21 protein-coding genes and 1 pseudogene are annotated in these 24,583 nt (G+C 48.8%); 3 read left to right on the forward strand and 19 right to left on the reverse strand.

The features are described 5' to 3' along the window. Positions 1-188: 188 nt before the first annotated feature. The 14 genes and pseudogenes from ACEYW6_RS09445 to ACEYW6_RS09510 all read right to left on the reverse strand — a co-directional run bounded on the left by ACEYW6_RS09445 (position 189) and on the right by ACEYW6_RS09510 (position 15,634). The gene (locus tag ACEYW6_RS09445; protein ID WP_412979505.1) at positions 189-743 is read right to left on the reverse strand and encodes a hypothetical protein; all 555 of its coding nucleotides are present in this window, start codon (positions 741-743) and stop codon (positions 189-191) included. A 186-nt stretch (positions 744-929) separates the two neighbouring features. Beyond that, on the reverse strand, positions 930-1,490 hold the full coding sequence (locus ACEYW6_RS09450) for an HdeD family acid-resistance protein (RefSeq protein WP_412979506.1): 561 nt from the start codon (positions 1,488-1,490) through the stop codon (positions 930-932). Between the two features lie 105 nt (positions 1,491-1,595). Then, the gene (gene clpB / locus ACEYW6_RS09455; protein ID WP_412979507.1) at positions 1,596-4,217 is read right to left on the reverse strand and encodes an ATP-dependent chaperone ClpB; all 2,622 of its coding nucleotides are present in this window, start codon (positions 4,215-4,217) and stop codon (positions 1,596-1,598) included. 44 nt (positions 4,218-4,261) lie between these two features. Next, positions 4,262-4,579 carry a chaperone modulator CbpM gene (locus ACEYW6_RS09460; protein WP_412979508.1) on the reverse strand — a complete coding sequence of 106 codons (318 nt, stop codon included), beginning with the start codon at positions 4,577-4,579 and terminating at the stop codon, positions 4,262-4,264. Further along, on the reverse strand, positions 4,576-5,583 hold the full coding sequence (locus ACEYW6_RS09465) for a DnaJ C-terminal domain-containing protein (protein ID WP_412979509.1): 1,008 nt from the start codon (positions 5,581-5,583) through the stop codon (positions 4,576-4,578). The genes ACEYW6_RS09460 and ACEYW6_RS09465 overlap by 4 nt, the downstream gene beginning before the upstream one ends. 124 nt (positions 5,584-5,707) lie before the next feature. After that, a complete protein-coding gene (locus ACEYW6_RS09470; RefSeq protein ID WP_412979510.1) occupies positions 5,708-6,682 on the reverse strand; it encodes a YfdX family protein in 975 nt (324 codons plus the stop codon). 423 nt (positions 6,683-7,105) lie between these two features. Further along, entirely contained in the window at positions 7,106-8,008 is a 903-nt protein-coding gene (locus ACEYW6_RS09475; RefSeq protein ID WP_412979511.1) for a YfdX family protein, read from the reverse strand. Between the two features lie 188 nt (positions 8,009-8,196). Further along, positions 8,197-8,951: pseudogene (locus ACEYW6_RS09480) on the reverse strand (aldo/keto reductase). Between the two features lie 206 nt (positions 8,952-9,157). Then, complete coding sequence (locus ACEYW6_RS09485; RefSeq protein WP_412979512.1) at positions 9,158-9,829, reverse strand: BON domain-containing protein; 672 nt, start codon at positions 9,827-9,829, stop codon at positions 9,158-9,160. 95 nt (positions 9,830-9,924) lie between these two features. Beyond that, positions 9,925-11,121, reverse strand: coding sequence for an alcohol dehydrogenase catalytic domain-containing protein (locus ACEYW6_RS09490; protein ID WP_163935437.1), 1,197 nt, complete (start codon positions 11,119-11,121; stop codon positions 9,925-9,927). 277 nt (positions 11,122-11,398) lie between these two features. Then, a complete protein-coding gene (locus tag ACEYW6_RS09495; protein ID WP_412979513.1) occupies positions 11,399-12,172 on the reverse strand; it encodes a ChaB family protein in 774 nt (257 codons plus the stop codon). A gap of 185 nt (positions 12,173-12,357) precedes the next feature. After that, positions 12,358-14,247, reverse strand: a complete 1,890-nt coding sequence (dnaK, locus tag ACEYW6_RS09500; RefSeq protein WP_412979514.1) for a molecular chaperone DnaK — start codon at positions 14,245-14,247, stop codon at positions 12,358-12,360. Positions 14,248-14,527: 280 nt separating this feature from the next. Next, entirely contained in the window at positions 14,528-15,118 is a 591-nt protein-coding gene (locus tag ACEYW6_RS09505) for a DsbA family protein (RefSeq protein ID WP_412979515.1), read from the reverse strand. A 45-nt stretch (positions 15,119-15,163) separates the two neighbouring features. Then, a complete protein-coding gene (locus ACEYW6_RS09510; RefSeq protein ID WP_412979516.1) occupies positions 15,164-15,634 on the reverse strand; it encodes an Hsp20/alpha crystallin family protein in 471 nt (156 codons plus the stop codon). A 293-nt stretch (positions 15,635-15,927) separates the two neighbouring features. Between ACEYW6_RS09510 and ACEYW6_RS09515 the strand changes: the two genes are divergently transcribed. Further along, a complete protein-coding gene (locus tag ACEYW6_RS09515; protein ID WP_153228380.1) occupies positions 15,928-16,128 on the forward strand; it encodes a hypothetical protein in 201 nt (66 codons plus the stop codon). Positions 16,129-16,428: 300 nt separating this feature from the next. Here the strand turns inward: ACEYW6_RS09515 and groL are convergent, their stop codons facing one another. Both groL and groES read right to left on the reverse strand, forming a co-directional pair. Then, positions 16,429-18,066, reverse strand: coding sequence for a chaperonin GroEL (gene groL / locus ACEYW6_RS09520; protein WP_011316758.1), 1,638 nt, complete (start codon positions 18,064-18,066; stop codon positions 16,429-16,431). Positions 18,067-18,219: 153 nt separating this feature from the next. Beyond that, entirely contained in the window at positions 18,220-18,531 is a 312-nt protein-coding gene (gene groES / locus ACEYW6_RS09525; RefSeq protein WP_011316757.1) for a co-chaperone GroES, read from the reverse strand. Between the two features lie 789 nt (positions 18,532-19,320). On the opposite strand from groES, the gene ACEYW6_RS09530 reads away from it, so the two are divergent. Next, positions 19,321-19,770 carry a DUF1931 family protein gene (locus tag ACEYW6_RS09530; protein ID WP_412979517.1) on the forward strand — a complete coding sequence of 150 codons (450 nt, stop codon included), beginning with the start codon at positions 19,321-19,323 and terminating at the stop codon, positions 19,768-19,770. A 502-nt stretch (positions 19,771-20,272) separates the two neighbouring features. Here the strand turns inward: ACEYW6_RS09530 and ACEYW6_RS09535 are convergent. Continuing rightward, a complete protein-coding gene (locus tag ACEYW6_RS09535) occupies positions 20,273-21,460 on the reverse strand; it encodes an NADH:flavin oxidoreductase/NADH oxidase (protein ID WP_041457396.1) in 1,188 nt (395 codons plus the stop codon). Between the two features lie 590 nt (positions 21,461-22,050). Between ACEYW6_RS09535 and ACEYW6_RS09540 the strand changes: the two genes are divergently transcribed. Then, complete coding sequence (locus ACEYW6_RS09540) at positions 22,051-22,269, forward strand: metallothionein (RefSeq protein WP_062296333.1); 219 nt, start codon at positions 22,051-22,053, stop codon at positions 22,267-22,269. A gap of 194 nt (positions 22,270-22,463) precedes the next feature. On the opposite strand, the gene ACEYW6_RS09545 is transcribed toward ACEYW6_RS09540, so the two are convergent. Both ACEYW6_RS09545 and zwf read right to left on the reverse strand, forming a co-directional pair. Continuing rightward, on the reverse strand, positions 22,464-22,724 hold the full coding sequence (locus ACEYW6_RS09545) for a hypothetical protein (protein ID WP_011316752.1): 261 nt from the start codon (positions 22,722-22,724) through the stop codon (positions 22,464-22,466). A gap of 385 nt (positions 22,725-23,109) precedes the next feature. Further along, complete coding sequence (zwf, locus tag ACEYW6_RS09550; RefSeq protein WP_412979518.1) at positions 23,110-24,486, reverse strand: glucose-6-phosphate dehydrogenase; 1,377 nt, start codon at positions 24,484-24,486, stop codon at positions 23,110-23,112. Between the last annotated feature and the right edge of the window lie 97 nt (positions 24,487-24,583).

Genomic DNA, 24,583 nt, shown 5'->3' on the forward strand with positions numbered 1-24,583 from the left:
TGCCTCCATAAGTATTTCTTCTAGTTTATTGATTATTGAGGCATCTGACTTAATTTTTTTCTCCCGTGTAATACACGAAAAGGGATATCTATCTTTTCCAAGTAATACACGGTAAATCCACCGTTTTTTTGTTAAGCAATATTTCGCCAACGGTATCTGTATCTCGGCGGCCACCCAAGAAGGCTTATTTAAACCTGTGGTAGCTCATAGATACCCCAATAGTTAATATCATGCTTCTTCAAAATGACTTCAGCATTTTGAATCTCCTCATCTTTGCCTTTTAGTATTAGTAAATATTCACAGCACTGGATGCGATCGCAATAACGTCTAGCTCGGTCTTCAGGAATAGCTAAACTAGCTAGCACCTTTACTAAATGATTTGTGGCTATAGTACTAACTGCAACACCCGCTACACTGATAATGAATGCTGTTCCAACCGAACCGACTGCAATTATTACTCCAATACCGCCAGGAAGTACCAAACTGCTAAGACCAACTAATACGCTTCCCCAAAAACTTGTAGTTAAAGCGTCACCAACTGCTCCAGTTATATCTACACTTTGATTGTTGATACGCGAACTGACTGATACTTCGCCAATAGAATTTATGCGATCTGCAAATTTTGCAAAAATCGCAACTTTTTCCATTGGAAAGCTTGAGGCTTTCAATTCATTAACTGATTGCTCCACTGCTTTACGGTTAGTAAATACTCCAACAGCGTGCTTTTTATCTGTTGTAATCATATTATCCTTATTTCAGTGAGGCAGCACTAGCTCACCAATAAAACCGAAAGTTATTTCAACAAATTAGTAAATAGTTAACAGTAAACTGTTTTTCAGTTGGGAGTCAAAGTTCCTCACCACTATTGCGTGCTACTTTTGAGTTGGGGTCTAAATCTCCAACTTAAACTTTGATAACTGATAACTGCTTTAAACTCTTGCCCTATAGTCAGGAAGACTACGAGAAGCTAATGAAAGCATGATCATCCAGAGGCCCGTCAACAAAAAATTAATCCCTACAAATACTCCCAATACCCAAACTGTGCTGACAGGCCATTGATACAGAATCAAAATCCCTAGAATAATAGCCATGATACCGCTAAATAGTACCCAACCCCAGTTTGGATCTCGACGCATTTGAGATGCTGCAATTACCTCCAATACACCCTCAATAAAAATGATAAATCCAAAAGCTAAGGTGAGAGAGAGCGCAGCACCAAAGATGTTGCTAATCAACAAAATTCCACCAATTACGTATAGAATACCAACTACTAGTGTTGTCCAGAAGCCTCGTTTGTGACGTGATTGAAATGCATGAACAATTCGGACGATGCCAGCAATAATTAAAGTCCAGGAGAATACGATTGTGATGGCAATAGTGGCAATAAATGGTTCTGCGATCGCTGCAATTCCCAGCAGAATCATCAAAACACCTAAGACAATTGCCAATGCTGAATTTGTTCTGGTTTCTTTAAAATCTTCAGAAGTCATAGCTTTTCCAAAAATGTTTTGATATGTTGTTAAATCTTGAAAGAGAGACGCGATTAACCCTTGTCTGTACAAGAGTTATCTCTCCCTTGTGCTCCTCTGCCCCCTCTAAGCATTGACCAGTTCAGGTGATAAGCGCTTCAACACCAGTCGTTCGTGTTCCACATGGACGTAGATTGTGTCGCCTTCGTGGAACTCGCCGCGTAGAATCGCTTTGGCAATCGGAGTTTCTAGTTCTCGCTGAATCGCCCGCTTCAGGGGACGAGCACCGTAAACTGGGTCATAACCGACCTGAACAATCCAATCGAGAGCCTCGTCGGAGATTTTGAGCGAGAGTTTACGCTCGCGCAGTCGCTCCTCTAAACGCTGCACTTGTAGTTTGACAATTTCGCGCAACTCGTCCTTCCGCAAGCTATGGAAGATAATGATTTCATCAATGCGGTTGAGGAATTCGGGGCGGAAACTTTCTCGCACTGCTTCCATGACGCGATCGCGCATTTGTTCGTACTTGCTATCGTCTCCTGCCACATCCAAAATGTATATTGAACCAATATTGCTGGTCATAATCGCGATCGTATTTTTAAAATCTACTGTGCGTCCCTGAGAATCAGTTAGGCGACCATCATCCAAGATTTGCAGCAGGACGTTGAATACATCAGGATGAGCTTTCTCAATTTCGTCAAACAGAATTACAGAATAAGGTCGGCGGCGAATCGCTTCGGTGAGTTGTCCGCCTTCTTCATAGCCCACGTAACCTGGAGGCGCACCGATGAGACGGGCAACAGCGTGTTTCTCCATGTATTCGGACATATCGATCCGCACCAGTGCATCTTCGGTATCAAACAGATATTCCGCTAAAGCTTTTGCCAGTTCTGTTTTTCCCACCCCGGTCGGGCCTAAGAAAATAAAGCTGGCAATGGGACGATTCGGGTCTGCCAACCCAGCACGGGAACGTTGAATTGCGTCGGCAGCAGATCTTACAGCTTCGTCCTGACCAATCACACGTTTATGTAGCTCTTCTTCCAGATGCAAGAGTTTTTGCATTTCCGATTCAACCAGTCTGCTCACCGGAATACCCGTCCACTTGGAGATAATTTCGGCAATGTCAGCTTCGGTGACTTCTTCGCGCAACAGAGATTTACCGCTAGTCTGGATTTGAGCTAGTCGCGCTTCGGCTTCTTCTAGTTGTCGTTGCAGCTCAGTGAGTTTGCTGTATTTCAGTTCCGCTGCCCGGTTGAGGTCGTAATCGCGTTCGGCTTGCTGAATTTCTACATTGACACGCTCAATCTCTTGTCTAATTTGGCGAATGCGATCGATAATTTGCTTCTCTGCCTGCCATTGAGCATTGAGAGCATCTTGGCGTTCTTTTAACTCCGCAAGTTCTCTCTCCAGCCGTTCTAAACGCTCTCTGGAAGCACTGTCTGTTTCTTTTTGCAGTGACAGCCGCTCCATTTCCAGTTGCAGAATTTTGCGATCGATTTCGTCTAATTCTTCTGGTTTAGAAGTAATTTCCATTTTTAGTTTAGCCGCAGCTTCATCCACCAAATCAATAGCTTTGTCGGGTAGGAAGCGATCGCTAATATATCTCGCAGACAGAGTAGCTGCCGCAACTAACGCACTATCAGAAATCTTCACGCCGTGGTGTAACTCGTAGCGCTCTTTCAAACCGCGCAGAATTGAGATGGTATCTTCCACACTGGGCTGATCGATATACACCTGCTGAAAACGACGTTCCAAAGCCGCATCTTTTTCAATGTACTTGCGGTATTCGTCTAGCGTGGTGGCACCAATACAGCGCAGTTCGCCGCGAGCAAGCATCGGCTTGAGCAAGTTGCTAGCATCCATCGATCCTTGCGTTGCACCCGCACCAACTACAGTGTGAATTTCGTCAATGAACAAGACGATTTGTCCTTGTGCTTCTTGGATTTCTTTTAAGACAGCTTTCAGGCGTTCTTCAAATTCTCCCCGGTATTTGGCTCCGGCAATTAACGCACCCATGTCTAAAGCTATTAGTTTGCGATCGCGCAATGATTCCGGGACATCACCACTGACAATGCGCTGCGCTAATCCTTCTACAATTGCTGTTTTACCGACACCGGGTTCACCAATCAGTACGGGGTTATTTTTAGTCCGACGAGAAAGGATTTGAATCGTGCGGCGAATTTCTTCATCTCGTCCAATCACTGGGTCGAGTATGCCCTCATGTGCCAATTGGGTTAAATCGCGTCCGTATTTTTCTAGCGCTTCATATTTAACTTCCGGGTTTTGATCTGTCACTTTTTGACTCCCTCGAATCTGTTGAATGATGTTGCGGAGTTTTTTTTCATCCAGTCCAAATTCTTGAAACAACCCTTTACCAAAGCGATCGTCTTTGGCAAAGGCAAGTATTAAATGTTCAATAGAAATATATTCATCACCAAACTCTTTGCGGTATTGTTCGGCGCGATCGAGCAGCCTCTCTAAACTGTGTCCGATGTATACCGAACCACTGCTAGCCTCCGATACTTTGGGCTGACGGTTGATGAAGTCGATAGTGCGCTCGTGTAGTTTTTGAACATTCACCCCAGCTTTGTTGAAAATAGAACTGGCGAGTCCTTCCTGTTCCAGTAGCGCTAGCATCAAATGTTCGCTCTCAATCTGCTGATGCTGAAACTGCTTGGCAATTTCGGGAGTACGAACAAGGGCTTCCCAGGCTTTTTCGGTAAATTGCTCGGGATTGGTTGGTTGCATAATCGTGCCCCTTAGCTGAGAAATAAATTATTTTGTTAACGCTCTTAATTACGAATTTGTAATTCAGCACGGTAGGCGCGCAGTTGCGCCTTGAGTTGGTCAATTTCAGTTACCATATCTAGCACCATTGCTGCTCCGACCCAATTCAAGTTCAGATCGCGGTGCAACCTTTGAATCTGCACAACGCGAAAGATATCCTGTCGGCGCAGCATGATTCCTACAGGTTCAATTAATCCCAGGCGGGCAAATCGTTCTAGCAATAAAACCGAGGTTTGGGTGAGGTAGGCGGCTTGCTCGAAACTATAAAGGCGATCGCCTGTTTCTGACCACACCACGCAAGACAAACTCAGGTTAGAACTCATAACCGCACCTCCGTTAAGCCTTGACGGGAATTAAAACTACTGACCTGCCGCAATTTTTCATAGCACTCTCTTTCTTGGGGACTCAAATCTTTGGGTGTCACAATTTTTAACCGCACGATCAAAGCGGTACGATTACCTTTTGGATCGCGCCAGCCCTTGCCACGTAGTCGGAGTGCTTGGCCGGAATCCACACCGGACGGAATCGTCATCGTTACCTTGCCATCGGGCGTAGGAACATCTATTTGTGCGCCAAGTACAGCTTCCTCTGGGCTGACAGGTACTTCGCAAGCAAGATTGTCGCCTTCAAATTTGAAGAAAAGATGGGGCAATAATTCAATTGTCAGATACAAATCGCCGCGTTGCTGACTAAAAGGACTCATCTGTCCTTTGCCTTTGACTCGAATGCGGCTTCCCGGTTTTACACCCGGCGGAATGCGAACAGTGATAGTTTCTCCATCAATTTGTAGCTGCTTCTGTGTACCATGAAATGCTTCAGAAAAAGTGAGGGCGATCGCTGCTTCCGTATCCTGTGCGGGAACTTCAGTGAAGCGGCCGAAGGGGTCTTCTCCATAGCCAAAGTCGGCGTATTCCCGGAATCCTTCTGGTCTTCTTGTAGTGCGATAATTAGCTGTGCGCTGCCTTGTACGACCGCCACTGCGACCTAACCCTCCCAGCAACTCATCAATGAAATCATTAAAGTTGCCATACTGGCTAAAATCATAACCTTGTGTACCCGCCCCTCTGGGTGGAGGTGTACCCGCCGCAGCCTGTTGCCAGTACTGACCATACTGGTCATACTTCTGGCGTTTTTCTGGGTCGGACAGCACTTCATTAGCTTCGTTAATTTCTTTGAACCGCGCTTCCGCTTGCTTATCGTTAGGATTTAAGTCCGGGTGATATTTCCGTGCCAATTTCCGGTAGGCTTTTTTGATATCCTCCGGAGTGGCGTTCTTACTGACACCCAGAATTTCGTAATAATCTTTGAAATCGGTTGCTGCAACCATCAGCACCTCTTGAAATTAACGCGATGGGACGGGTGGGCAGAGTGGCAGGGGGAAATAAAACTCCTCACTCTTATACAAACGCGATGAATCGCGTCTCTACTTCTAATTCTTGTAGAGACAAGGGTTAATCGCGTCTCCTGGCTTCTGCCCTATTTGAGGAATCACCTGGTTTGACGACTTCGGATACTCGGTTGAAGAAACTAGAAAATTGTTCTTGAAGCTTGGCAAATGCGCCTGCTGTGTTCTCACGTGCCTTAACTTGCCGCTCTAGATTTTTAATTGCTTTGTCAAATGCTGCATACTCGCGATCGCCTCTGGCATATCCTAGTTCTTGAGCTAACTTGAGTTGGGTACGAGAATCTTCTAGCAACCTCTGTGCTGCGTCACGATCCTTCTCTGCTAAAGTAACCGCAGTCACTAGATCGGTATGGGCTTTGACTAGCGGCAGGGGTCGAGCTTGTTCTGTCACCACTAAAGTTGAGAGCGCAAGTTGCAGCACGCCTTTGGCTTCATCAATTTTGCCTTCGTTCAACAACCGAGCTGCCTGCTTTGTTGCATCTGGATATCTCTCTAATGGCAGATTGACGATTGCTGTGCGAATCTCGCTCATCAGGTTGTTCAACAGTTCGCGAGCCGCCGGAAAATCTTCTGCAATTACAACAGCCTTAACTTGTTTGCGAATTCGCTCAACCAAATTAAAATCCTGAGGGGCAAAATCGATTATCGCTACCTGAGCCGCCACCGGAATTAGAGCTAGTTTAGGGTATTGTGCTACTAGAATGTCAATTTTTCCAGTTGCTCGTTCTAGGGCAGCAATTGCTTCTTGAGTCTTTCCCCGCTCAATGGCAGCGATCGCTTTTTTAGTTTCTTCGATTGCGGCGATCGCTTCTCGATCCAGTTTACTTTCAGCCTCAGCTGTTGCCTGTTGCCTCTCCTTTTCAATCTCCTGCTGAAGACTAGTATCAAGCTGATTCAATCTTTCAGGAGATACCGCAGCAGAGCTAACTGCATGAACGGGAGCGATGAATAAAAGCGTGGAGAAAAGAATACCCACTAACAGGACTTGCAGCCTTCTAAAGAATCTGTGATATTGGTTCACGATCATTCTCCTGGTTTGTAAACTTGCTTTGCACCTGGGATAGATGCCTTTTTCGTCGCGATCAAACATCTGTACCTTTTTGGGTCTAAGGATTATTCGGGTTTTCCCCTACAACGCCACTTGATGCCAGTCGCTACAACGCGCTTAACCCGACACTAGGTGCTTTATGCCGGGAAACCCTTTCGGCAGTTCCTTCTGGGGGAAACCCCCAGAAGGAACTGCCGACGCTCCTGCGTCGCTACCGCTACGCTAACACCACCGCAGTGGCTCCCCCACACCCTTATACCCTTTCTTTGTTCACAAGCGTGCTGTAGAGAATTGTTGCCGATTTGGAAACCTTATCCAAATCGGTGTTTTGCAAGTTGCCACTGTTGATCAGGGTTGCAGCATGGCTAACCCTCACCTTGATAGGTTTAAACCCAATCAAGCATTAGCTGTTTGCTGACTTTGGGTTTGCTGACTTTCATGAGATGGTCTGTTGACTCTGGACACCCGGTTGAAGAAACTAAAGAACTTTTCCCGGAGTTTGGCAAATGGACTTTCTGTTTTCTCCTTTGCCCTGATTTGCCGCTCAATGTCTCTGATTGCCCGGTCAAGTTCTTTGTACTCGGGATCACGTCTAGCATAGCCCAGTTCTCTCGCAAGCTTGAGTTGGGTGCGAGCATCTTCCAGCAACCGCAGTACTTGGTCCCGATTTTGCTGGTCCTGATTCTGTTGATCCTGTCCCTGAGCGGCTAAAGCCATTGCAGCAGCTAGTTCAGTAAGGGCATTAATCAGTGGAATGGGTCGAGATTGTTCTGTCACCACCAGAGTTGAGAGTGCCAGTTGCATTACCGCTCTGGCTTCATCGGTTCTCCCTTGATGCAACAATCGGGCGGACTCCTTCATGGCATCAGGATACGTCTCAAGTGGCAGATTGACGGTTGATGTGCGAATCTCGCTCACTAGGTTGTGCAACAGTGCACGCCCAGTCGGAAAATCTTCCTCATTCACAGCCCTCTTAGCTTCATCGCGAATTGGCTCAATCAAATCAAAATCCCGAGGGGCAAGATCGATAATGGTTATCTGAGTTGACACAGGAACCAGAGCCAGTTCAGGGTAGCGTGCCAGGAGAATATCAAGTTTTCCAGTTGCCCGTTCCAGAGCTTGAAGTGCTTCTTGAGTATTTCCCTGGTCAATGGCGTTGATTGCATTGCGAGTTTCTTTGAGCGCGGCGATTGCGTCCTGATCTAGGGAACTTTGAGCCTCATTCGTTGCCTTTTGCCTCTCCTGTTCAATCTCCTGCTGAGATTGAGGATTGGGCTGATTCAATGTCGTAGAGTTCATAATCTTCTCCTTGTTTGTTAATTTGTTTTGGGTTTGGAATAGGTGTTTTTTTCATCGCGATCAAACAATTGTTCGATCTACTTCTAAGCCTTCACTAGCCCATTAGTTTTTCCTTTGGTCTTGTACCAAAGGCTTCTCCCCTGCTCCACTCGGACTGCTCCCTTGCCTCTTCGTTGGTTGCAGGCGAGCTACAGCATTGGAAGCACGTGGGGACGGGGACCGGGCGGGAAAGCTTGATCGGATCGATAAAGCTCGGCTTCGGTCAACTGGAGCTCCCCAGCCCCGGCGTTTTCGGCTGCGTGCTCGGGGCTAGAGGCCTTGGGGATTGCGAAGAGCGAGGGCCGCCGCACTAGGAACCGAAGCGCAACCTGGCGAGGGGTCGCGTTGTGCGCGGCGGCGATTTCCTGCAGCACGCAGCCTCCGGTCGTGTGCGGATCTGGGAAGTGGCCGTGACCGAACGGGCTGTAGGCGACCACGGCGACGCCATGCTTCTCACACCAAGGAATTCTTCAAGGTCGGGCAGATCGAAGTTGCTAACTCCCCAGGAGAGAATCTTCCCCTCGTGCTGAAGCTGCTCGAAGGCGGCAATTGTGTCCTCCAACGGGTGCTGACTGCGCCAGTGCAAGAGGTAGCAGTCCAGTCGATCAGTTTTGAGGCGAGCAAGCGACTTCTCGCAAGCCGCCATCGTCCCGCGCCGAGAGGCATTCTCGGGAAGTACCTTGGAGACCAGGAAGACCTCATCGCGTCGCCCGACGATCGCCTCGACGACCACTTCCTCGGCGATGCCGTACATCTCGGCGGTGTCAATATGGGTCATGCCGAGATCGAGACCTCGACGCAGCGTGGCGATTGCGGAGGCGCGATCACAGCGATCGATGTACCAAGTCCCTTGACCGATCACCGCGACCTCACGCTTTGTGGAACCAAACCGACGCTGTTCCATGCTTGTTCTCCTGATTAGATTCTTTTCTTTTGCAAGTTAGCGATTACACTCTGTGTACGCTGCGCGAACGCGCCGATGCGATCCTCACTCTCCATCCTCAGGCTCGTTCCTGATGTCCTCAGGAGATCTCACTTTTATGCGCCGCTACGATACACTGGCTTTTTCGGCGGCAGCGTGTGTAGAGGCGGCCGTTCTGACGGTCAGGCTTAGGGCGAGATCGTGATCCGGTTTTCCACCGAGGTGATTCCTGGTGCCGACCACGCTGCCCGCTCCGCCTCTTGCTTCTCAGCCCAGGAGCGCACCGCCCCCCTCAGGATGACCTTGCTCCCCTCCACCTCGACCGTGATCCGCAGCGCGTCGGTCTCCGCGCTGCGCACCAGCGCCTGCTCAATTTTCTGCTTGAGTTCCGACGGCGACACGCGGGGCTTGATGGTGAGCAAGTTGGTCACCCCTTTGACGCCTTTCAGGCGGCGGACAACCCGCTCGGCATCGTGCTTCTGGTACTCCCACTCGACCACACCCCTGAGCGTGACCCAGCCCTTGGAGACCGTGACGTCGAGATTATCGATGGACACGCCGGCATCCCACTCCAGCGCATGAATGGCGGCTGCGGCAATGTCGGCGTCAGTGCGCTCGGCAGAGACCGGCAGCCGAACCTCGATGTCGTTGGCCACAGCCAGTACGCCACGGACGCGGTGGGCAGCTTCTTCGGCAGCCCACCGCTTGTAAAAGGAATCGACCCAGCCTGTGAGCGTAACAACACCGTCTTTGACAACCACGCCGATTTCGGTAGACTGGACGCGGGGATCCCACTTCAACTCATTCAGCACATCCTTTTGGATTTCCTCGTCAGTTCGGGTTGCGGTTGCAGTTGTCATGGTTGTTTCTCCTTTGAGCTACTCTTATGGTTTAAAACTGCTAAACTTCATTTCAAAGGCTCTAACACCTGCTTCTGCCACAGGATGATCCTGCTCTATGCAGCTTTCTTGGTGCTGTTGTGCGGGTCGATGACGAACTTTTTCGGTGCCCCTTGGTCGAATGTCCGGTACGCCTCTGGTGCTTGGTCGAGCGAGATGAACTCGATGTTTGTGACCTCGCTCAGGTAGTCCATCCGGCCTCCGAGGATGGACTGCATCAGGAGTCGGTGGTACTTCATCACCGGGCACTGCCCCCACATGGCGAACTGCGACTTGATCCATGCCTTGCCGAAGTCGAGGATCAACTTCCCCTGCTTAGCCAGGTCCGTGGGACCACCGGGGTCGGAGCTAGTATAAATGCCAGGGATGCCCATTCCCCCGCCGAAGCGAACCACCGACATCAGGTCGTTCAATACAGCCTCCGGCTGCTCGCCAGCGTCTTTCCCATGGCCGTGGGCTTCGAACCCCACGGCGTCCACCCCGCAGTCCACTTCGCGAACGCCAAGGATCGACTCGATCTGATCGGCCAGCGGCACGTCTTGCGTCAGGTCCACAGTCTCGTAACCCGACTTCTTCACCAGCTGCAATCGGGTCTGGTTCACGTCCCCGACGATGATGGCTGAGGCCCCTAGGAGGCGGGCACTGGCGGCGGCACACCGACCCACCGGTCCTGCCCCTGCAATGTACACCGTGGATCCCGTTCCAACTCCCGCAATGACACACCCATGGTAGCCCGTGGGCAGGATGTCCGAGAGGAGGGTGAGGTCATGGATGCGCTCCATCGCCTGGTCCTTGTCGGGGAACTTCAGCAGTTGGAAGTCAGCGTAGGGGACCATGTGGTACTCGGTCTGCCCGCCTGGCCAGCCGCCCAGGTTGAAGCCGTAGGCTCCGCACGGGAAGTCAGGGTTGGTGTTCATGCAAATGTCGGTGTGCCGCTCCTTGCAGTTGCGGCAGCGGCCGCAGGCGACGTTAAATGGAACCGAGACGAGATCGCCGACCTTAATAAACTCCACGTCCCGGCCCACCTCGACGACCTCACCAGTAATCTCATGACCCAGCGTCATCCCCTCTGGAGCGGCGAAGCGGCCCCGGTAGATGTGCTGGTCGCTACCGCAGATGTTCGTGGTGACCACCTTGAGAATGACACCGTGCTCGCACTTCTTGCCACGAGGGTCAACTAGTTTTGGGAAGTCGATACTTTGAACCTCGACTTTCCGAGGACCTATATAGACTACTCCACGATTGCTTACCATAGCTTGTTCATCCTCTTTTTATGGTTTGAACTACTAAATTTCATTTCAGACCCCCTCAGCTAGTTTCACGGGGCGCAACAACATCGCATTGGCTGCCACAAGTACTCAAGGGAGGAAAAAAGAAAGCCTACGATCAAAACTTGCAGCCCTTTAAGGAGTCGGTGATATCAGTTCATGATGGTTCTCCTAGTTTTTTAAGTTGTTTTGTGACTGGAATAAGTGCTTTTTTCGTTGCAATGGGCTACGCCCCACCGTAGGCGATCGCAACTCTGGAAATTTACGATCTGACTTTAGACCTGGAATAAGTGCCTTTTTCGTCGCGATCGAACATCTGTTTGACCCGATCCCAAGCCTTTGTCAAGGCATTATCTTTTCCATTGGCTTCTCTGAACGACCGATTGTAGGTATCAACAAAAGTTTTTTGCGCGTCGTCCGACAGATTTGCTCTAATTTCTGGTGAAATCTGCTCATTATCTGCCAGTTCACCTTTTGGTTGACGGGGAATCTTCATGTCAGTGATAGCGACTTCTTCCGCACCCGCACTTTCTAACAGTGAGACAACTTCGTCTGCTTGTTCTTGTGGCACTTCCGCGACCAGTAAAAACTCACCTGCTTTCAGGCGTGTTTCGTAAATAGTAGCTTTGTCCTCCGGCATACCCATTGCAATTAAGGCAGCTCCAATGCCTGCTCCCAAGGAACCATATAAAGCACCGCCTGCCGCTCCTAATAATGCTGCTCCCAAAGGGCCTGCTGCTACTACGGTTCCCAAAAAGGGAATGAACAACACACCCACACCCGTAAGTAAAGCCAACAGAGAACCAAACAGCGATCCAAAAATTGCTCCGGTGGCGAGTCCATCCAAGATCACATCTTGTTTAGTCACAAATCCGGAGATACGAGTTTCGGCGTGGAAGTCGCGACCAATAATCGAAATGTTATCTTTGGGAACGCCGCGATCGATTAGACGCTCAACCACTTCTTGCATCTTCTTCTCATCTTTGAAGATAGCAGAGACACTTTTGAGGGCGGTTTTTTCAGATGTAGAAGTCATAAAAATTACTCCAAATTAAAAAACTAGATAACATCACGAAATGTGGCGCAGATTTAAGGACGTGGGGATAGGAAGAGAGTATTTGATAATTTCACTGCGTCACCCAGAGGGTGACGCACGCAGGCTCGCTAAAGCAGTTCCTTTAACTCTGAGAACCAGAGCAACGGACTGCTCGCTGCGTCTTGTTACTTTTGTTCCACAAAGTCTGCATCGATGACATCTTCACCGCCGCCTTGACGGTCTGTTGAAGTACCACCGTTTGGAGATGCACCTGCTTGTGAATAGACCGCAGTGCCGATTTGCATCAGGGCTTGTTGAATTTCGTTAGTGAGGGACTTCATGCGATCAATGTTGTTCTGCTCAATTGCCTGACGCAAGTCTCGAATTAATCCTTCCACGCGGGACTTGTCTGCTGGTGGCACTTTGTCGCCCAAATCCTGAAGTTGTTTCTCGGCTTGATAGGCGACGGAATCCGCCATATTTTTGGTATCAATTTGTTCGCGCCGCCTATGGTCTTCTTCCGCATTGCGCTCGGCTTCTTTCACCATCCGCTCAACTTCAGATTTATCGAGGGTAGACGCACCTGTGATGCTAATGGACTGTTCTTTACCTGTGGCTTTTTCTCTGGCAGTTGCTGACAGAATCCCGTTAGCATCAATGTCAAAGGTAACTTCGATCTGTGGCATACCTCTGGGAGCTGGAGGAATCCCATCTAGTCGGAAGGTTCCCAGGCTCTTGTTGTCGGATGCCATTTCGCGTTCACCTTGCAGAACATGGATTTCTACGTTTGTTTGTGCGTCAGCCGCCGTTGAGAACACCTCGGACTTCTTCACTGGGACAGTGGTATTGCGCGGAATGATCTTGGTCGTCACGCCACCTAGAGTTTCAACACCCAGCGACAACGGCGTAACATCTAGGAGCAGTACGTCTTTTACCTCACCCCCAAGCACACCCGCCTGAATCGCTGCACCCACTGCTACGACTTCATCCGGGTTGACACCCTGGTGCGGGTCTTTGCCTATTATCTGCCGTACCAGTTGCTGGACAGCCGGCATTCGAGTTGCACCACCCACTAGGATTACTTCGTCAATATCTGCGGGACTCCGTTTAGCATCGCGCAGAGCTTGTTCGACGGGAATGCGGCTGCGATCGAACAAATCGGCGCACATTTGCTCGAACTGTACCCGCGTTAAGGTCACATCTAGATGTTTCGGGCCTTCCGGGGTTGCGGTAATAAAAGGTAAGTTAATGTTTGTCTGTGTTGCTCCTGACAGTTCAATTTTGGCTTTTTCTGCGGCTTCGGTGAGGCGTTGCAGGGCTTGTTTGTCTTTACGCAGATCGATGCCTTCGTTACGCTGGAATTCGGTTGCTAGCCAGTCTACGATTCTCTTATCAAAGTCATCACCGCCCAAGTGGGTGTCGCCACTGGTAGCTTTCACTTCAAACACACCATCACCCACTTCTAGGATAGACACGTCAAACGTTCCACCACCTAAGTCAAAGACTAGGATGGTTTCATTGGTTTTCTTGTCAAGTCCGTAGGCGAGGGCAGCCGCCGTTGGCTCGTTGATAATTCGCAGAACTTCAATCCCGGCAATTCTACCGGCATCTTTGGTAGCCTGCCGTTGAGAGTCATTGAAATAGGCAGGGGTGGTAATTACCGCTTGCCTCACTGGTTCCCCCAGATATGTGCTGGCATCATCTATTAGCTTGCGGACTACCTCAGCCGCGATTTCTTCGGGTGAAAATTCCTTGTTCAGAGCGGGGCAGTGTAGCTTGACATTGCCATTACTGTCACGTGCCACTTTGTAAGTAACTTGTTTTGCCTCTTGGGTGACTTCATCATACCTGCGCCCGATGAACCGCTTAACTGAATAAAAGGTGTTTTCTGGGTTCATTACACCCTGGCGCTTGGCAATTTGCCCGACAAGTTTTTCGCCCTTCTTGGTGTAGGCAACCACAGACGGAGTTGTGCGACCGCCTTCTGTGATCGGAATGACGATGGGTTGTCCACCTTCCATTACGGCTATACAGGAATTTGTAGTTCCTAGATCAATACCAACGATTTTTGCCATCGTTAACAACTTCCTTCAAAAATTGAGATAAAAAATTGAAAAGATTGAGATAAAAAATTGAGAGTTTGGATTCAGGACAAGTTGAATAAATGGTATTAAGAAGGCAGAGGGCAGGAGGCAAAGGGCAGAAGGGGAATCCCCATAAATAAATTTAGGGGGATTTAACAACGGCTTCTGAAAGTAAGGATTTCCCGACTTGAGCAAACTGGCGTGGGCTTGTGACCTTTTGGCAGAGGGAAGAATCTATCCTTGAACCTTCTGCCCTCTGGCTCCTTAGCACTCAGGATTCGGCTGCGTTTTGAATCGCGGCTAACAATGAGCGGAGGTCGTAAGAGCCATCGTGGCGCACACCGTTGATGAAAAAAGTCGGCGTGCCGTTGACCCCGCTCTGGATTCCGCTGAGTAAGTCTTCGCGTATCTTGGCTGCGTGGGCGTGCTCGGCGAGTTCGTGACTAAACCGAGGCACATCAAGACCGAGGTTAGCAGCATATTCTATTAGATGTTTGCGATCGAGCGCCTGTTGATGTTCAAAGAGATGGTCGTGCATCTCCCAGAACTTACCTCGCACCCCAGCGGCTTCTGCTGCTTCTGCTGCCTGCTCGGCGTGGGGATGCACGCTAGTTAACGGGAAGTGGCGGTAGACAAAGCGCATGAGATCCCCGGTCAACTGCTGGAGTTCTTTGACGATGAAATGGGCACGACCGCAATAGGGACACTCATAGTCGCCGTATTTCACGAGGGTGACGGGTGCGTTTTTTGGCCCTCGGATATGGTCTCGTTCACCTTCAGGTGTGCCGTTCGCGGTAGCGTCTCTGAAAGAGAAGGCATCGCTAACTGGGAGGCTAAGTTCGCCCATTGCTGTTGTAATCATGTTGTCACCTCCTGCTCTTAAGGGAGTGCTTTGGAAAACATTGCGTCACTGCCCTTGCCCGTTGCCCCTGTGCCCGTCACCTAAGTTTACTTTCACAACCTTGTTCCTATCTTCTTCAGCCTTGGGCAGCCTCAGCTTGAGAATGCCATCTTTGTATTCTGCTTGCACCTGATCGTGCTGGACACGGGTAGGCAACGGAATTACGCGCTGAAACCTGCCATAGCGGAATTCGGTGCGGGTGATGCCTCTTTCTTCCGTTTTGATTTCTGATTTCCGCTCACCGGAAATAGACACTGCCTCTGGCGATACTTGCACATCTAGGTCTTTGGGGTCTACACCGGGAATTTCTACCTTGAGATGAACCGCATCGGGGTTTTCTTGAATCTCTGCGGAGGGAATAAAGGCAATGCCTTCCTCTTCTCTACGACCTGTCGGTGCTATCTCATCAAACAAGCGGTTTAACTGCCGCTGCAAACTTTCAACTTCTCGGAAAGGTTCCCAACGAACGAGTGCCATAATTTTAAGTCTCCTGATGATCTATACTTGAGTGTTTAGAATTCTGCATTAGACTGGGTTTTGTCAGTTGCTGAAACAGCGTTACTATCTTCCAGTGCTGAACTCTATTGACACTATAGAGAAGAAATCTAAGGGCTTTCTGAGGAAATTATGATGATTGGGGATTGGGACAAGGCAAAGTTGTAAGGGGAAAAACAAATAACTTCCCTTTAACCTTTCTCAGTTACGCCAGTTCGCTCAACGGGGGAAACACTCCGAAGTTGCTCCACTTGGTGAGGAAGTTCAAGTCTTGGATGCCACATCCTCCACTTGGGGAGCCACCCCTGTGGGCGGTGAGTCCAGTGCTGCCGGAGGGTTACCCTCCGCAGGCAACTGGCGAACCCGAAGGGGTTTCCCGACTTGAGGGGAGTGGCGTGAGACCCCAAGACCGGAGTGGCTCCGGTTCCCGTCGAGTTGAAACTTCCGATCTTCGTAGCGTAAAGCCTACGGCATAGCTTCTCTACGAGACGCTACGCGAACGCTTAGAGCGACGCAGGAGCGTCACCCGAAGGGGCAAAGACGACACTTGCACTCAACGAGGGAACCTCCCTACGCTTCGGGAACGCTTTCAGCGAACGGGTTCGGGGGATCGCAATCGGCGGAAACCCTTACGGGTTCGGCAGTTCCTCCACTTGGGGAGACCCCAAGACCGGACTGCCTCACCGCCAAGACTGCGACCCCCTCACCGCAACGCAGTGTCTCCCAAAGACCGCACTTCTCTTTGCACGCGACTGGCTCCCCAATACCCAGTTTCCTCAATAATCGAAGCCTTCGCCAGGGCCAGGGCCGACACCAGCTGGCGCTTTCGCCTGCTTGTCAGGTTTTTCTACCACAACACCCTCAGTGGTCAGCACCATACCACCAATAGATGCAGCATTCTGCAAAGCACTACGAGTCACCTTCGCTGGATCGACAATGCCCGCCTCGAACATATTCACAAATTTATTAGCAACGGCATCGTATCCCTCATCAAAGGGCAGTTCACGGACGCGCTCCACAATCACCGCACCATTAGCACCAGCATTATCAGCAATGCGACGTAGTGGAGCATAAAGGGCGCGAGCCACAATCATAGTGCCCGTCAACTCTTCATCCTTCATTTGGCTCTTTGCCCATTCCTCAAGCTGGGGAGCAATGTGTGCTATTGTTGTACCGCCACCGGGCACAATTCCTTCTTCAACTGCGGCTTTGGTGGCATTAATTGCATCTTCTAGACGTAGCTTGCGGTCTTTGAGTTCAGTTTCGGTGGCAGCACCGACCTTAATCACCGCGACACCACCTGCCAGTTTCGCCAGCCGTTGTTGCAGTTTTTCCTTATCGTAGGAGGATTCAACTTCTTGGATTTGGCGACGAATTTGTTCGATGCGAGCTTTGACAGCTTCTTCGTTGCCTTCTGCCACGATGGTTGTGTCGTCTTTGGTAACGATCGCTCGCCGGGCTTTACCAAGCATTTCTAACCTGACATTTTCTAGCTTCAAGCCCGTATCTTCGCTAATCACCTGACCACCTGTGAGCGCCGCGATGTCTTCCAGCACGGCTTTACGTTGAGCGCCAAAGCCGGGAGCCTTCACCGCCGCGACTCGCAGTACACCGCGCAAATGGTTGACAACTAAAGTTGCCAAGGCTTCTTTTTCAATGTCATCCGCAATGATTAGTAGGGGTTTGCCCGTGCGAGCAATTTGCTCCAGAATCGGCACCAAATCTTGAACCATTGTAATCTTGCGATCGGTGATTAAAATGTGGGGTTCTTCCAGCACTGCCTCCATTCGCTCTGGATCAGTCACAAAGTAAGGCGAAACGTACCCTCTATCAAAGCGCATTCCTTCAGTGACTTCCAGTTCGGTCGTTGTGGATCTGCCTTCTTCTAGAGAGATTACACCTTCTTTGCCCACTCTTTCCATCGCCTCAGCCACAATCCGACCCACTTCGGGGTCATTACCCGCTGAAATGGTTGCAACCTGCTCAATGTCCCTAGAATCTTTAATTGGACGGGCGTGTTCTTGAATTTTTTCGATGACGAATTCTGTAGCTTTATCAATCCCCCGTTTCACCGTCAGGGGATCGGCACCAGCCGTAACGTTGCGTAGCCCTTCTTTAAGCATCGCGTGAGCCAGCACAATTGCAGTGGTGGTTCCGTCACCCGCGACATCGTTTGTCTTGGAGGCTGCTTGACGTAGCAAGGAAATCCCGGTATTCTCAGCGGGATCTTCTAGTTCAATTTCTTTGGCAATAGTTACTCCATCATTGACTATTTGAGGAGCGCCAAATTTTTTCTCCAAAACTATATTCCGCCCTTTGGGACCGAGGGTGACAGCGACGGCTTCGGTCAGAGCGTCAAAGCCTTTTTCCAATGTCCAACGGGCCGTGTCCTTGTACAGAATTGTCTTTACCATAGAAATGTTGTCCTTATGAATAACTAATTAGGATGTTTTCAGTAGTGCTGAATAGAGACGCAATAAATCGCGTCTGTACAAGAGTTAGGAGTTTTATCTCCCCCTGCTCCCCCTGCTCTCTTTTCCCCAATACTCAGTCCCTTTGAAAGCTGCTTACTCCACGATCGCCAGGACATCTTTTTCAGATAACAACACGTATTCTTCGCTACCGAGTTTAATGTCGGTTCCGGCATATCTGGAATAGAGAACTCGCTCGCCAATTTTCACTTCCATTGGCTGACGAGATCCATCCTCATTACGTTTCCCCGGGCCGACTTGCACCACTTCTCCAATCTGTGGCTTTTCTTTGGCGGTGTCGGGCAATAAAATTCCCCCAGCAGTTTTTTCTTCCGCTTGCGCGACCTTAATAAAGATGCGATCGCCCAATGGTTTTACTGTCGAAATACTCAGCGATACGGCTGCCATAGGCTATTCTCCTGTTGAGAAGGCAGGAGGCAGTAGGTACATTAGTGAGTGGGCTTTAAACCCACAACTAAAGTTTTTGTCATCTTTCTTCTGTACCCCGCAGTATGTCTCCTACCTTTTTTGTCAAAAATATTGATTGGTACTGCTCAGTGCTTGTTACCTTAACCAAAAAATCTAAGGACTTTCTGAGGAAATCATGGAAGTTGCAAAACAGTTGTATGGCAAAAACCGGGCGTGCAAGAATTTCTGTTGAGGTTCAGCTTAATTGAGTACGATGGTGGGATGTACTGATAGTTGCAGATATCGGCTGAGTTGCAAAGCACTGCAAATGTGATTGGTTGTGAGATTTAGCTTACAGGCTAAAGGGTGCGGCTACTATTAACCGAACTGTATTGAATTGAAGAAGGCAGGAGGCAGAGGGCAGAGGGCAGAAGGTTTTGTTTAGAAGGGGATTCAGACCCCTCCTAAACAAGAGCCACCCTACGGGTGAATCCTACGGATACGCTACGCGAGCGCCAGTCGCCTACAGAAGGAAACCTTCTTGCAGCGCTGGCTCACCAAATTTTCAATTTGGTGGGGGTCTTAAACCCTTACTCCCTACGGTCGTAGCAGAGGGCAGGAATCAGATTTCCTTCTGCCTTCTGCCTCCTGCCCTCTGCCTTTCTTGATAAAACCTCATTGGAGCGGACTGAAGAGAGCCGTCAGTACTAAGTTCAAGGTTATTAGCATCTGCTCAATTCAACCGTTAAACACTGAGGTTGTTTAATGTTCTCAAAGAGGATTTAAATCATGTCAGTAATCAGTATTTCTAAGTTCGAGCGCTTCTTCCGCACTGTGGCAGGTCTAGACGTGGACAAGAACGACCTTAAGCGTTACAGCGACTTCGTCAATCATAAAACCTACGATCTTCTCCTTCGTGGCCAGGCTACGGCGAAGGCGAACGGGCGCGACATCATCGAACCTTTTGATGTACCTATTACAAAGGGACTGGAGGAGAGAATTCACAACTTCAAGGAGATCAACGAGGAGATTGAGCTAAAGCCCATACTGGATTACATGACGACGCGGCCACTGCTCGACCTGGACTACAGTAAAGAGACCGAGGCACGGCTTCCAGACATCGTGGGTGGACTTAGTGTGGCACTTGCCCGCACCTTCAAGATCATCAATCCCGATCTCAAGAACCCCCAGACGATGCACTGGGAGCGCGCCTTCAGCATTTTTGACTTGCTGCTGTAGACTCAGTGAATAGATGGAACGGCATCGAAAAATGGGCGGGGGCTACTTCCGCTTTTTTGTCAAATACCAAGATTAACAATTAGCCCTTTCAAGGTGACTCGAAAAACTCTTATTTCTTCTCAGCATTCTCTGTGTTCTCTGCGGTTTGAAAGTATTTTTTTAACCTTAGAGGTGCAGAGACTACAGCGAAAAGTTCCTCGAAGACGGGTTTCCCGGCGTAGGAAACTTTTCAAGAGAGAGGTAAGCGGCTATTGAGGAATTTATCGTCGAGAACTTTTATCCACCTTGAAAGGGATAGTCCTAATATATTTGACCCGATTAAGTACTTTGCTGCCCCAGAAAATCAAGACTTAGGAGTAGTCAAAGCCCTGCCAAAGCCAGTCTCCAAGCTTGATTTATCGCCTTTTCCTGCACCCTCTTGACAAATGTGCAATTACCTTAACCTCTCACTGATGCCCCTGCCTTCTCTAGTTGATCCCACTGTTGTGCAACGTCAAATTTTTCACCTTCTCTGTCGTTTAACTGCATAACCGTAAGGCACAGGCCAATTAGGTTCTTCATCCAAGCTACAACGGGCATAAATCGACCAGTATGGATTGCGGAGTAATTCTCGACCGATGAGAACCAAATCTGCACACCCACGAGTAATTATTTGGTCGGCATACTCAGCCTCATTTATCAGCCCCACAGCTCCTGTCATGATCCCAGCCTCTTCTCGGATTTTGGCAGCAAAAGGGACTTGATAGCCTTTCTCCACAGGAATTCTGGCATGGGGTACTAAACCTCCTGTTGAAACATCGATCAAATCAACGCCTAGAGTCTTTAGTTCACGGGACAATATGATTGATTGCTGGAGATCCCAACCTCCTTCTACCCAGTCGGTAGCGGAGATGCGTACAAAAAGCGGCATCCCGTTGGGCAAAACATCTCGTACTCGCCTTACTACTTCCAGTAATAAACGCATTCGGTTCTCCAACGAACCGCCGTAACGATCTGTTCGGCGATTACTGAGTGGTGAAAGAAAAGAATGCAATAAGTATCCATGTGCTGCGTGGATTTCAATCATTTGAAAACCTACTTGCAGGGCACGCTGCGCTGCTGCAACGAACGCGAAGATCGTTTCTTGAATACCACGCTCATCGAGGGATATCGGTACAGGAGCGTTCTCTTGAAAAGGAATTGGGCTAGGTGCGACAGGCTGCCAACCTCCTTGTTCAGGTGTCAGTGGCGTACCGCCTAACCAAGGAACATTGCAACTTGCCTTCCTTCCAGCATGGGCTAATTGAATCCCTGTAACAGATCCCTGTTGGCGAAGGAAGCGCACAATGCGAGTTAGTGGCTCGATTTGCTTGTCGTCCCAAAGCCCAAGGTCGCCAGGTGTAATCCGTCCTTGGGGTGTTACGGCTGTCGCTTCAACCATAATCAGACCAGTTCCTCCCACAGCCCGACTCCCTAAGTGGACGAAGTGCCAATCGTTAGCAAATCCATTCTCTGCTGAGTATTGACACATTGGTGACATCGCCACGCGACTTGGCAAGGTGATATCTCGAATTATTAGTGGAGTAAACAAATCCACTTCGGGTATTTCCGAGTCGTGCAGACTCCTTGATTGACAGCCTTGATAACCTGGGGTTTTTAATTCGGTCTGGGCTGGAGATGATGACAAAGTTGTTATGTTCTGTGTAGTCATGATTTGACTGTTCGGTGCTTTATGAACTCACACTTAACGTTTGACTTTCAACTTTTTTTGGCAGACTGATAGGTGGAAACTGGTATTTATGAATCTTGACGATCGTGTTCTCAAAGGAGTCTCTGCTGATTTGCGATCGCCTAGGTTGGGGCATAGCCCATCGCATCTTTGTGAGCATATTCTCCCAAAATTCCCGCTTGTTGTGAATCAAGCTCACTGAACGCAGCAAAGCGACCATATAAGATTAAAACATCACCGGGACGGACATAGGTAGAACCTTGCGGTGCGCCGATGTATGACCCAGCCTAAATTAGAGTGGCATGTTGGCTCCCACCCAGTTCCATAACATAGACATTGTTTGCTGAACTTGAACACTAACGCTAGTTGGTAAATCTAAGGAAAATCTGAGGAGATGCTGGGAGGCAGAAGGTAGGAGGTAGTCCAGGGGGAACGCATCTTATTTCCTAGAGCCGTTAAAAATCAGGTTGTATAAATTATAGCTATTGAAGCAGCTTAATAGTTACTTGAGACAGATGGTTATTTATTAAACAATTCAATAATATGACTTCAAAACAAATTTGATGTTATCCATGACTACAACCGTTACTCAAATGAAATGTGCTTGTCCATCTTGCCTATGCGTTGTTTCTCTGACTGATGCTGTCATCAAAGATGGTAAAGCTTACTGTGGAGAAGAATGTGCCAATAATCATCCCAATGGGCAAGGCTGTGGTCACACAGGCTGTGATTGTCAATCCAATTCGCTTTTTCCCATTCACAATTCGCAGTTACAATCAGTGGTAGCTTGAACTCACGACCTAGAAGCACCACTGAATCAAAAATTCAGTGAATAATTTTAATGCACTCACGCTCTTTCTGGGGTTCAAAAAGCGTGACAAGACATAGTGAACCGGACGCTTACCTAATGATTAAGTACACAATCATGAAGCAGAGCATCTTTTACTACTGATAGGTCAGTAGAAATGAAAACCGATAAATTTTATCAGGTCACTGTCGGGTTAGTTACAGCTTGCAGTGGGGCAAAGTCTGAGTAAACTTCAGTGGGCAGACAACGCAAGATAATCATCAGTAAGTCAGCTTTAACTTGAGGCGTGGAGAAATCCACAATTCGCCGGAACTTGGTCATAGTAAGGACTGTAGCCACCTCAGCTATGTGATTTAAGGCATCTTCAGGCGATGATTCGGCTTCGTCAATCAGCGTCGGGAAGTATTCACGGGCAAACCACCTTTCCTCATCGCTCAAGTCTGTGAGATTTTTATTACTACCGCTATGAAGACTATCTAATACTCACCGTTCGCGTAATAGAGAATGAATTTGATGAAATAGGGGATATGTGAAGAAGCAAGCTTTCCGAAAACAGGCACTCGCCAAGCCTTGTCCCAGCAAAAAACTTGTTGTGAAGTAACTTTAGGTGGTAAGAGTGAAAAATGGCACACATACCCCAACGAATAATTTCAGAACGAATCGATGATGTTGTTCTGCTGCTAGAGGTGATGAAAAAAATGGGACTGCCGGAAATTTAGTTCGGCGAAGGCTTCTATAATTGCGATTTGAGACATGGGAGAGATGCATTAATGAGTAAACTTGAAAACCAATACCAACTCTTCAAGTACAGTATAGGAAGATATCACGTCTCATTAGGATTATGCCAACCGCCATCTGGGGGAATCATGCGATCCGCTAAAGGAGGCCCCCAGGTATGAGGTGCGTATTCGTAAACAGGGGTTGCTCGATCTAGGATAGGAGCAACAATTTGCCACTGTGCTTCTACTTCATCCTGGCGAGCAAATAACATGGAGTCGCCTTTCATGGCATCTTCAAAAAGCCGCTCGTAGGGATTCATCTCATTGCCATGCTCGACTTGAGCGACTAGTCCGACTTCGCTACCCACCATTCTGTCGCCTGGGGTTTTAGAGCGAATGCCGATCGCAGTCAGCACATTTGGACTAAGACGAAAGTAGAAATAATTTGCTAATCCAAAGGCACGCTCGCCAAAAACATCCTGCGGCGGACGCTTGAGCCTGACCACAACTTCAGTAGTTGTACTCGGTAAACATTTGCCTGCACGAATGTAAATCGGAACGCTAGCCCAGCGCCAAGTATCAATGTTGAGCTTAACCGCCGCAAAGGTTTCGACCTTGGAATCAGGAGCTACACCAGGTTCTGAGGCATAGCCCTTGTACTGCCCGCGCACTACATTTGAGGGTTCGATTGGATCTATGGATTTGAGCAATCGCGCTCTTTCATCTCGGATGGCTTCATGCTGCTCGTTGATGGGCGGATCCATCATTAAACACGCCGTCACCTGAAGTAGATGATTTTGCACCACATCCCGAATAGCGCCTGTCTCTTCATAAAACTGTCCCCGTCCATCGATGCCAAATTTTTCAGCCATCGTGATTTGGATGCTGGCAATACTGACACGATGCCAAATCGGTTCGAGTAATGAATTGGCGAAGCGAGTGTAGAGAAGGTTTTGGACCGGTTCTTTTCCCAAGTAATGGTCAATCCGAAAAATATGACTTTCGGGAAAGATAGAGTGCAGAATGCAGTTCAGTATTCTAGCCGATTCTAGATCGCGTCCAAAGGGTTTTTCTACCATAACGCGACCATTCTTTACACAACTTGATTGACCTAACCCTTCGACAACCGTCGCAAACAAACTGGGAGGAATGGCTAAGTAATACAGAGGAGCTTCAGCTATTTGGAGTACCTGGCATAATTTATCATAGGTGGCGCGATCGCTATAATCACCAAAAATATAGTAAAGTAATGAACACAGTTTCTGGAAAGCTGCCTCATCAACGCCTACCTGTTCCTCCAGGCTCTTACGCACATAAGATTGTAATTGTTCGATGCTCCAATCTCGCCTACCCACTCCAATAATTGGAATGTCAAAATGACCGCGCTGAATCATCGCCTGTAAGGCAGGAAAGATTTTTTTGTAGGCTAAATCACTTGTGATCCCAAAAAATACCAGGGCATCAGAGAGTAAAGCTGCCATGATTAACCTCCATATCGACGCGGACAGAGGAAGCAGGAGAGCAGGGGGGTAGAAGGGCACAGAGGAAAAAAGCTGATTAAAATCCCCGTGTCCCCGT

It is taken from the genome of Nostoc sp. UIC 10607 (assembly GCF_047228265.1).
GTDB lineage: Bacteria > Cyanobacteriota > Cyanobacteriia > Cyanobacteriales > Nostocaceae > Nostoc > Nostoc foliaceum_A.

Excerpts from the sequence above, each read along its gene's own strand:
- ACEYW6_RS09445 (WP_412979505.1), bottom strand. The coding sequence starts at position 743 with ATGATTACAACAGATAAAAAGCACGCTGTTGGAGTATTTACTAACCGT.
- ACEYW6_RS09450 (WP_412979506.1), bottom strand. The coding sequence starts at position 1,490 with ATGACTTCTGAAGATTTTAAAGAAACCAGAACAAATTCAGCATTGGCA.
- clpB (WP_412979507.1), bottom strand. The coding sequence starts at position 4,217 with ATGCAACCAACCAATCCCGAGCAATTTACCGAAAAAGCCTGGGAAGCC.
- ACEYW6_RS09460 (WP_412979508.1), bottom strand. The coding sequence starts at position 4,579 with ATGAGTTCTAACCTGAGTTTGTCTTGCGTGGTGTGGTCAGAAACAGGC.
- ACEYW6_RS09465 (WP_412979509.1), bottom strand. The coding sequence starts at position 5,583 with ATGGTTGCAGCAACCGATTTCAAAGATTATTACGAAATTCTGGGTGTC.
- ACEYW6_RS09475 (WP_412979511.1), bottom strand. The coding sequence starts at position 8,008 with ATGAACTCTACGACATTGAATCAGCCCAATCCTCAATCTCAGCAGGAG.
- ACEYW6_RS09485 (WP_412979512.1), bottom strand. The coding sequence starts at position 9,829 with ATGACAACTGCAACCGCAACCCGAACTGACGAGGAAATCCAAAAGGAT.
- ACEYW6_RS09490 (WP_163935437.1), bottom strand. The coding sequence starts at position 11,121 with ATGGTAAGCAATCGTGGAGTAGTCTATATAGGTCCTCGGAAAGTCGAG.
- ACEYW6_RS09495 (WP_412979513.1), bottom strand. The coding sequence starts at position 12,172 with ATGACTTCTACATCTGAAAAAACCGCCCTCAAAAGTGTCTCTGCTATC.
- dnaK (WP_412979514.1), bottom strand. The coding sequence starts at position 14,247 with ATGGCAAAAATCGTTGGTATTGATCTAGGAACTACAAATTCCTGTATA.
- ACEYW6_RS09505 (WP_412979515.1), bottom strand. The coding sequence starts at position 15,118 with ATGATTACAACAGCAATGGGCGAACTTAGCCTCCCAGTTAGCGATGCC.
- ACEYW6_RS09510 (WP_412979516.1), bottom strand. The coding sequence starts at position 15,634 with ATGGCACTCGTTCGTTGGGAACCTTTCCGAGAAGTTGAAAGTTTGCAG.
- ACEYW6_RS09515 (WP_153228380.1), top strand. The coding sequence starts at position 15,928 with ATGCCACATCCTCCACTTGGGGAGCCACCCCTGTGGGCGGTGAGTCCA.
- groL (WP_011316758.1), bottom strand. The coding sequence starts at position 18,066 with ATGGTAAAGACAATTCTGTACAAGGACACGGCCCGTTGGACATTGGAA.
- groES (WP_011316757.1), bottom strand. The coding sequence starts at position 18,531 with ATGGCAGCCGTATCGCTGAGTATTTCGACAGTAAAACCATTGGGCGAT.
- ACEYW6_RS09530 (WP_412979517.1), top strand. The coding sequence starts at position 19,321 with ATGTCAGTAATCAGTATTTCTAAGTTCGAGCGCTTCTTCCGCACTGTG.
- ACEYW6_RS09535 (WP_041457396.1), bottom strand. The coding sequence starts at position 21,460 with ATGACTACACAGAACATAACAACTTTGTCATCATCTCCAGCCCAGACC.
- ACEYW6_RS09540 (WP_062296333.1), top strand. The coding sequence starts at position 22,051 with ATGACTACAACCGTTACTCAAATGAAATGTGCTTGTCCATCTTGCCTA.
- zwf (WP_412979518.1), bottom strand. The coding sequence starts at position 24,486 with ATGGCAGCTTTACTCTCTGATGCCCTGGTATTTTTTGGGATCACAAGT.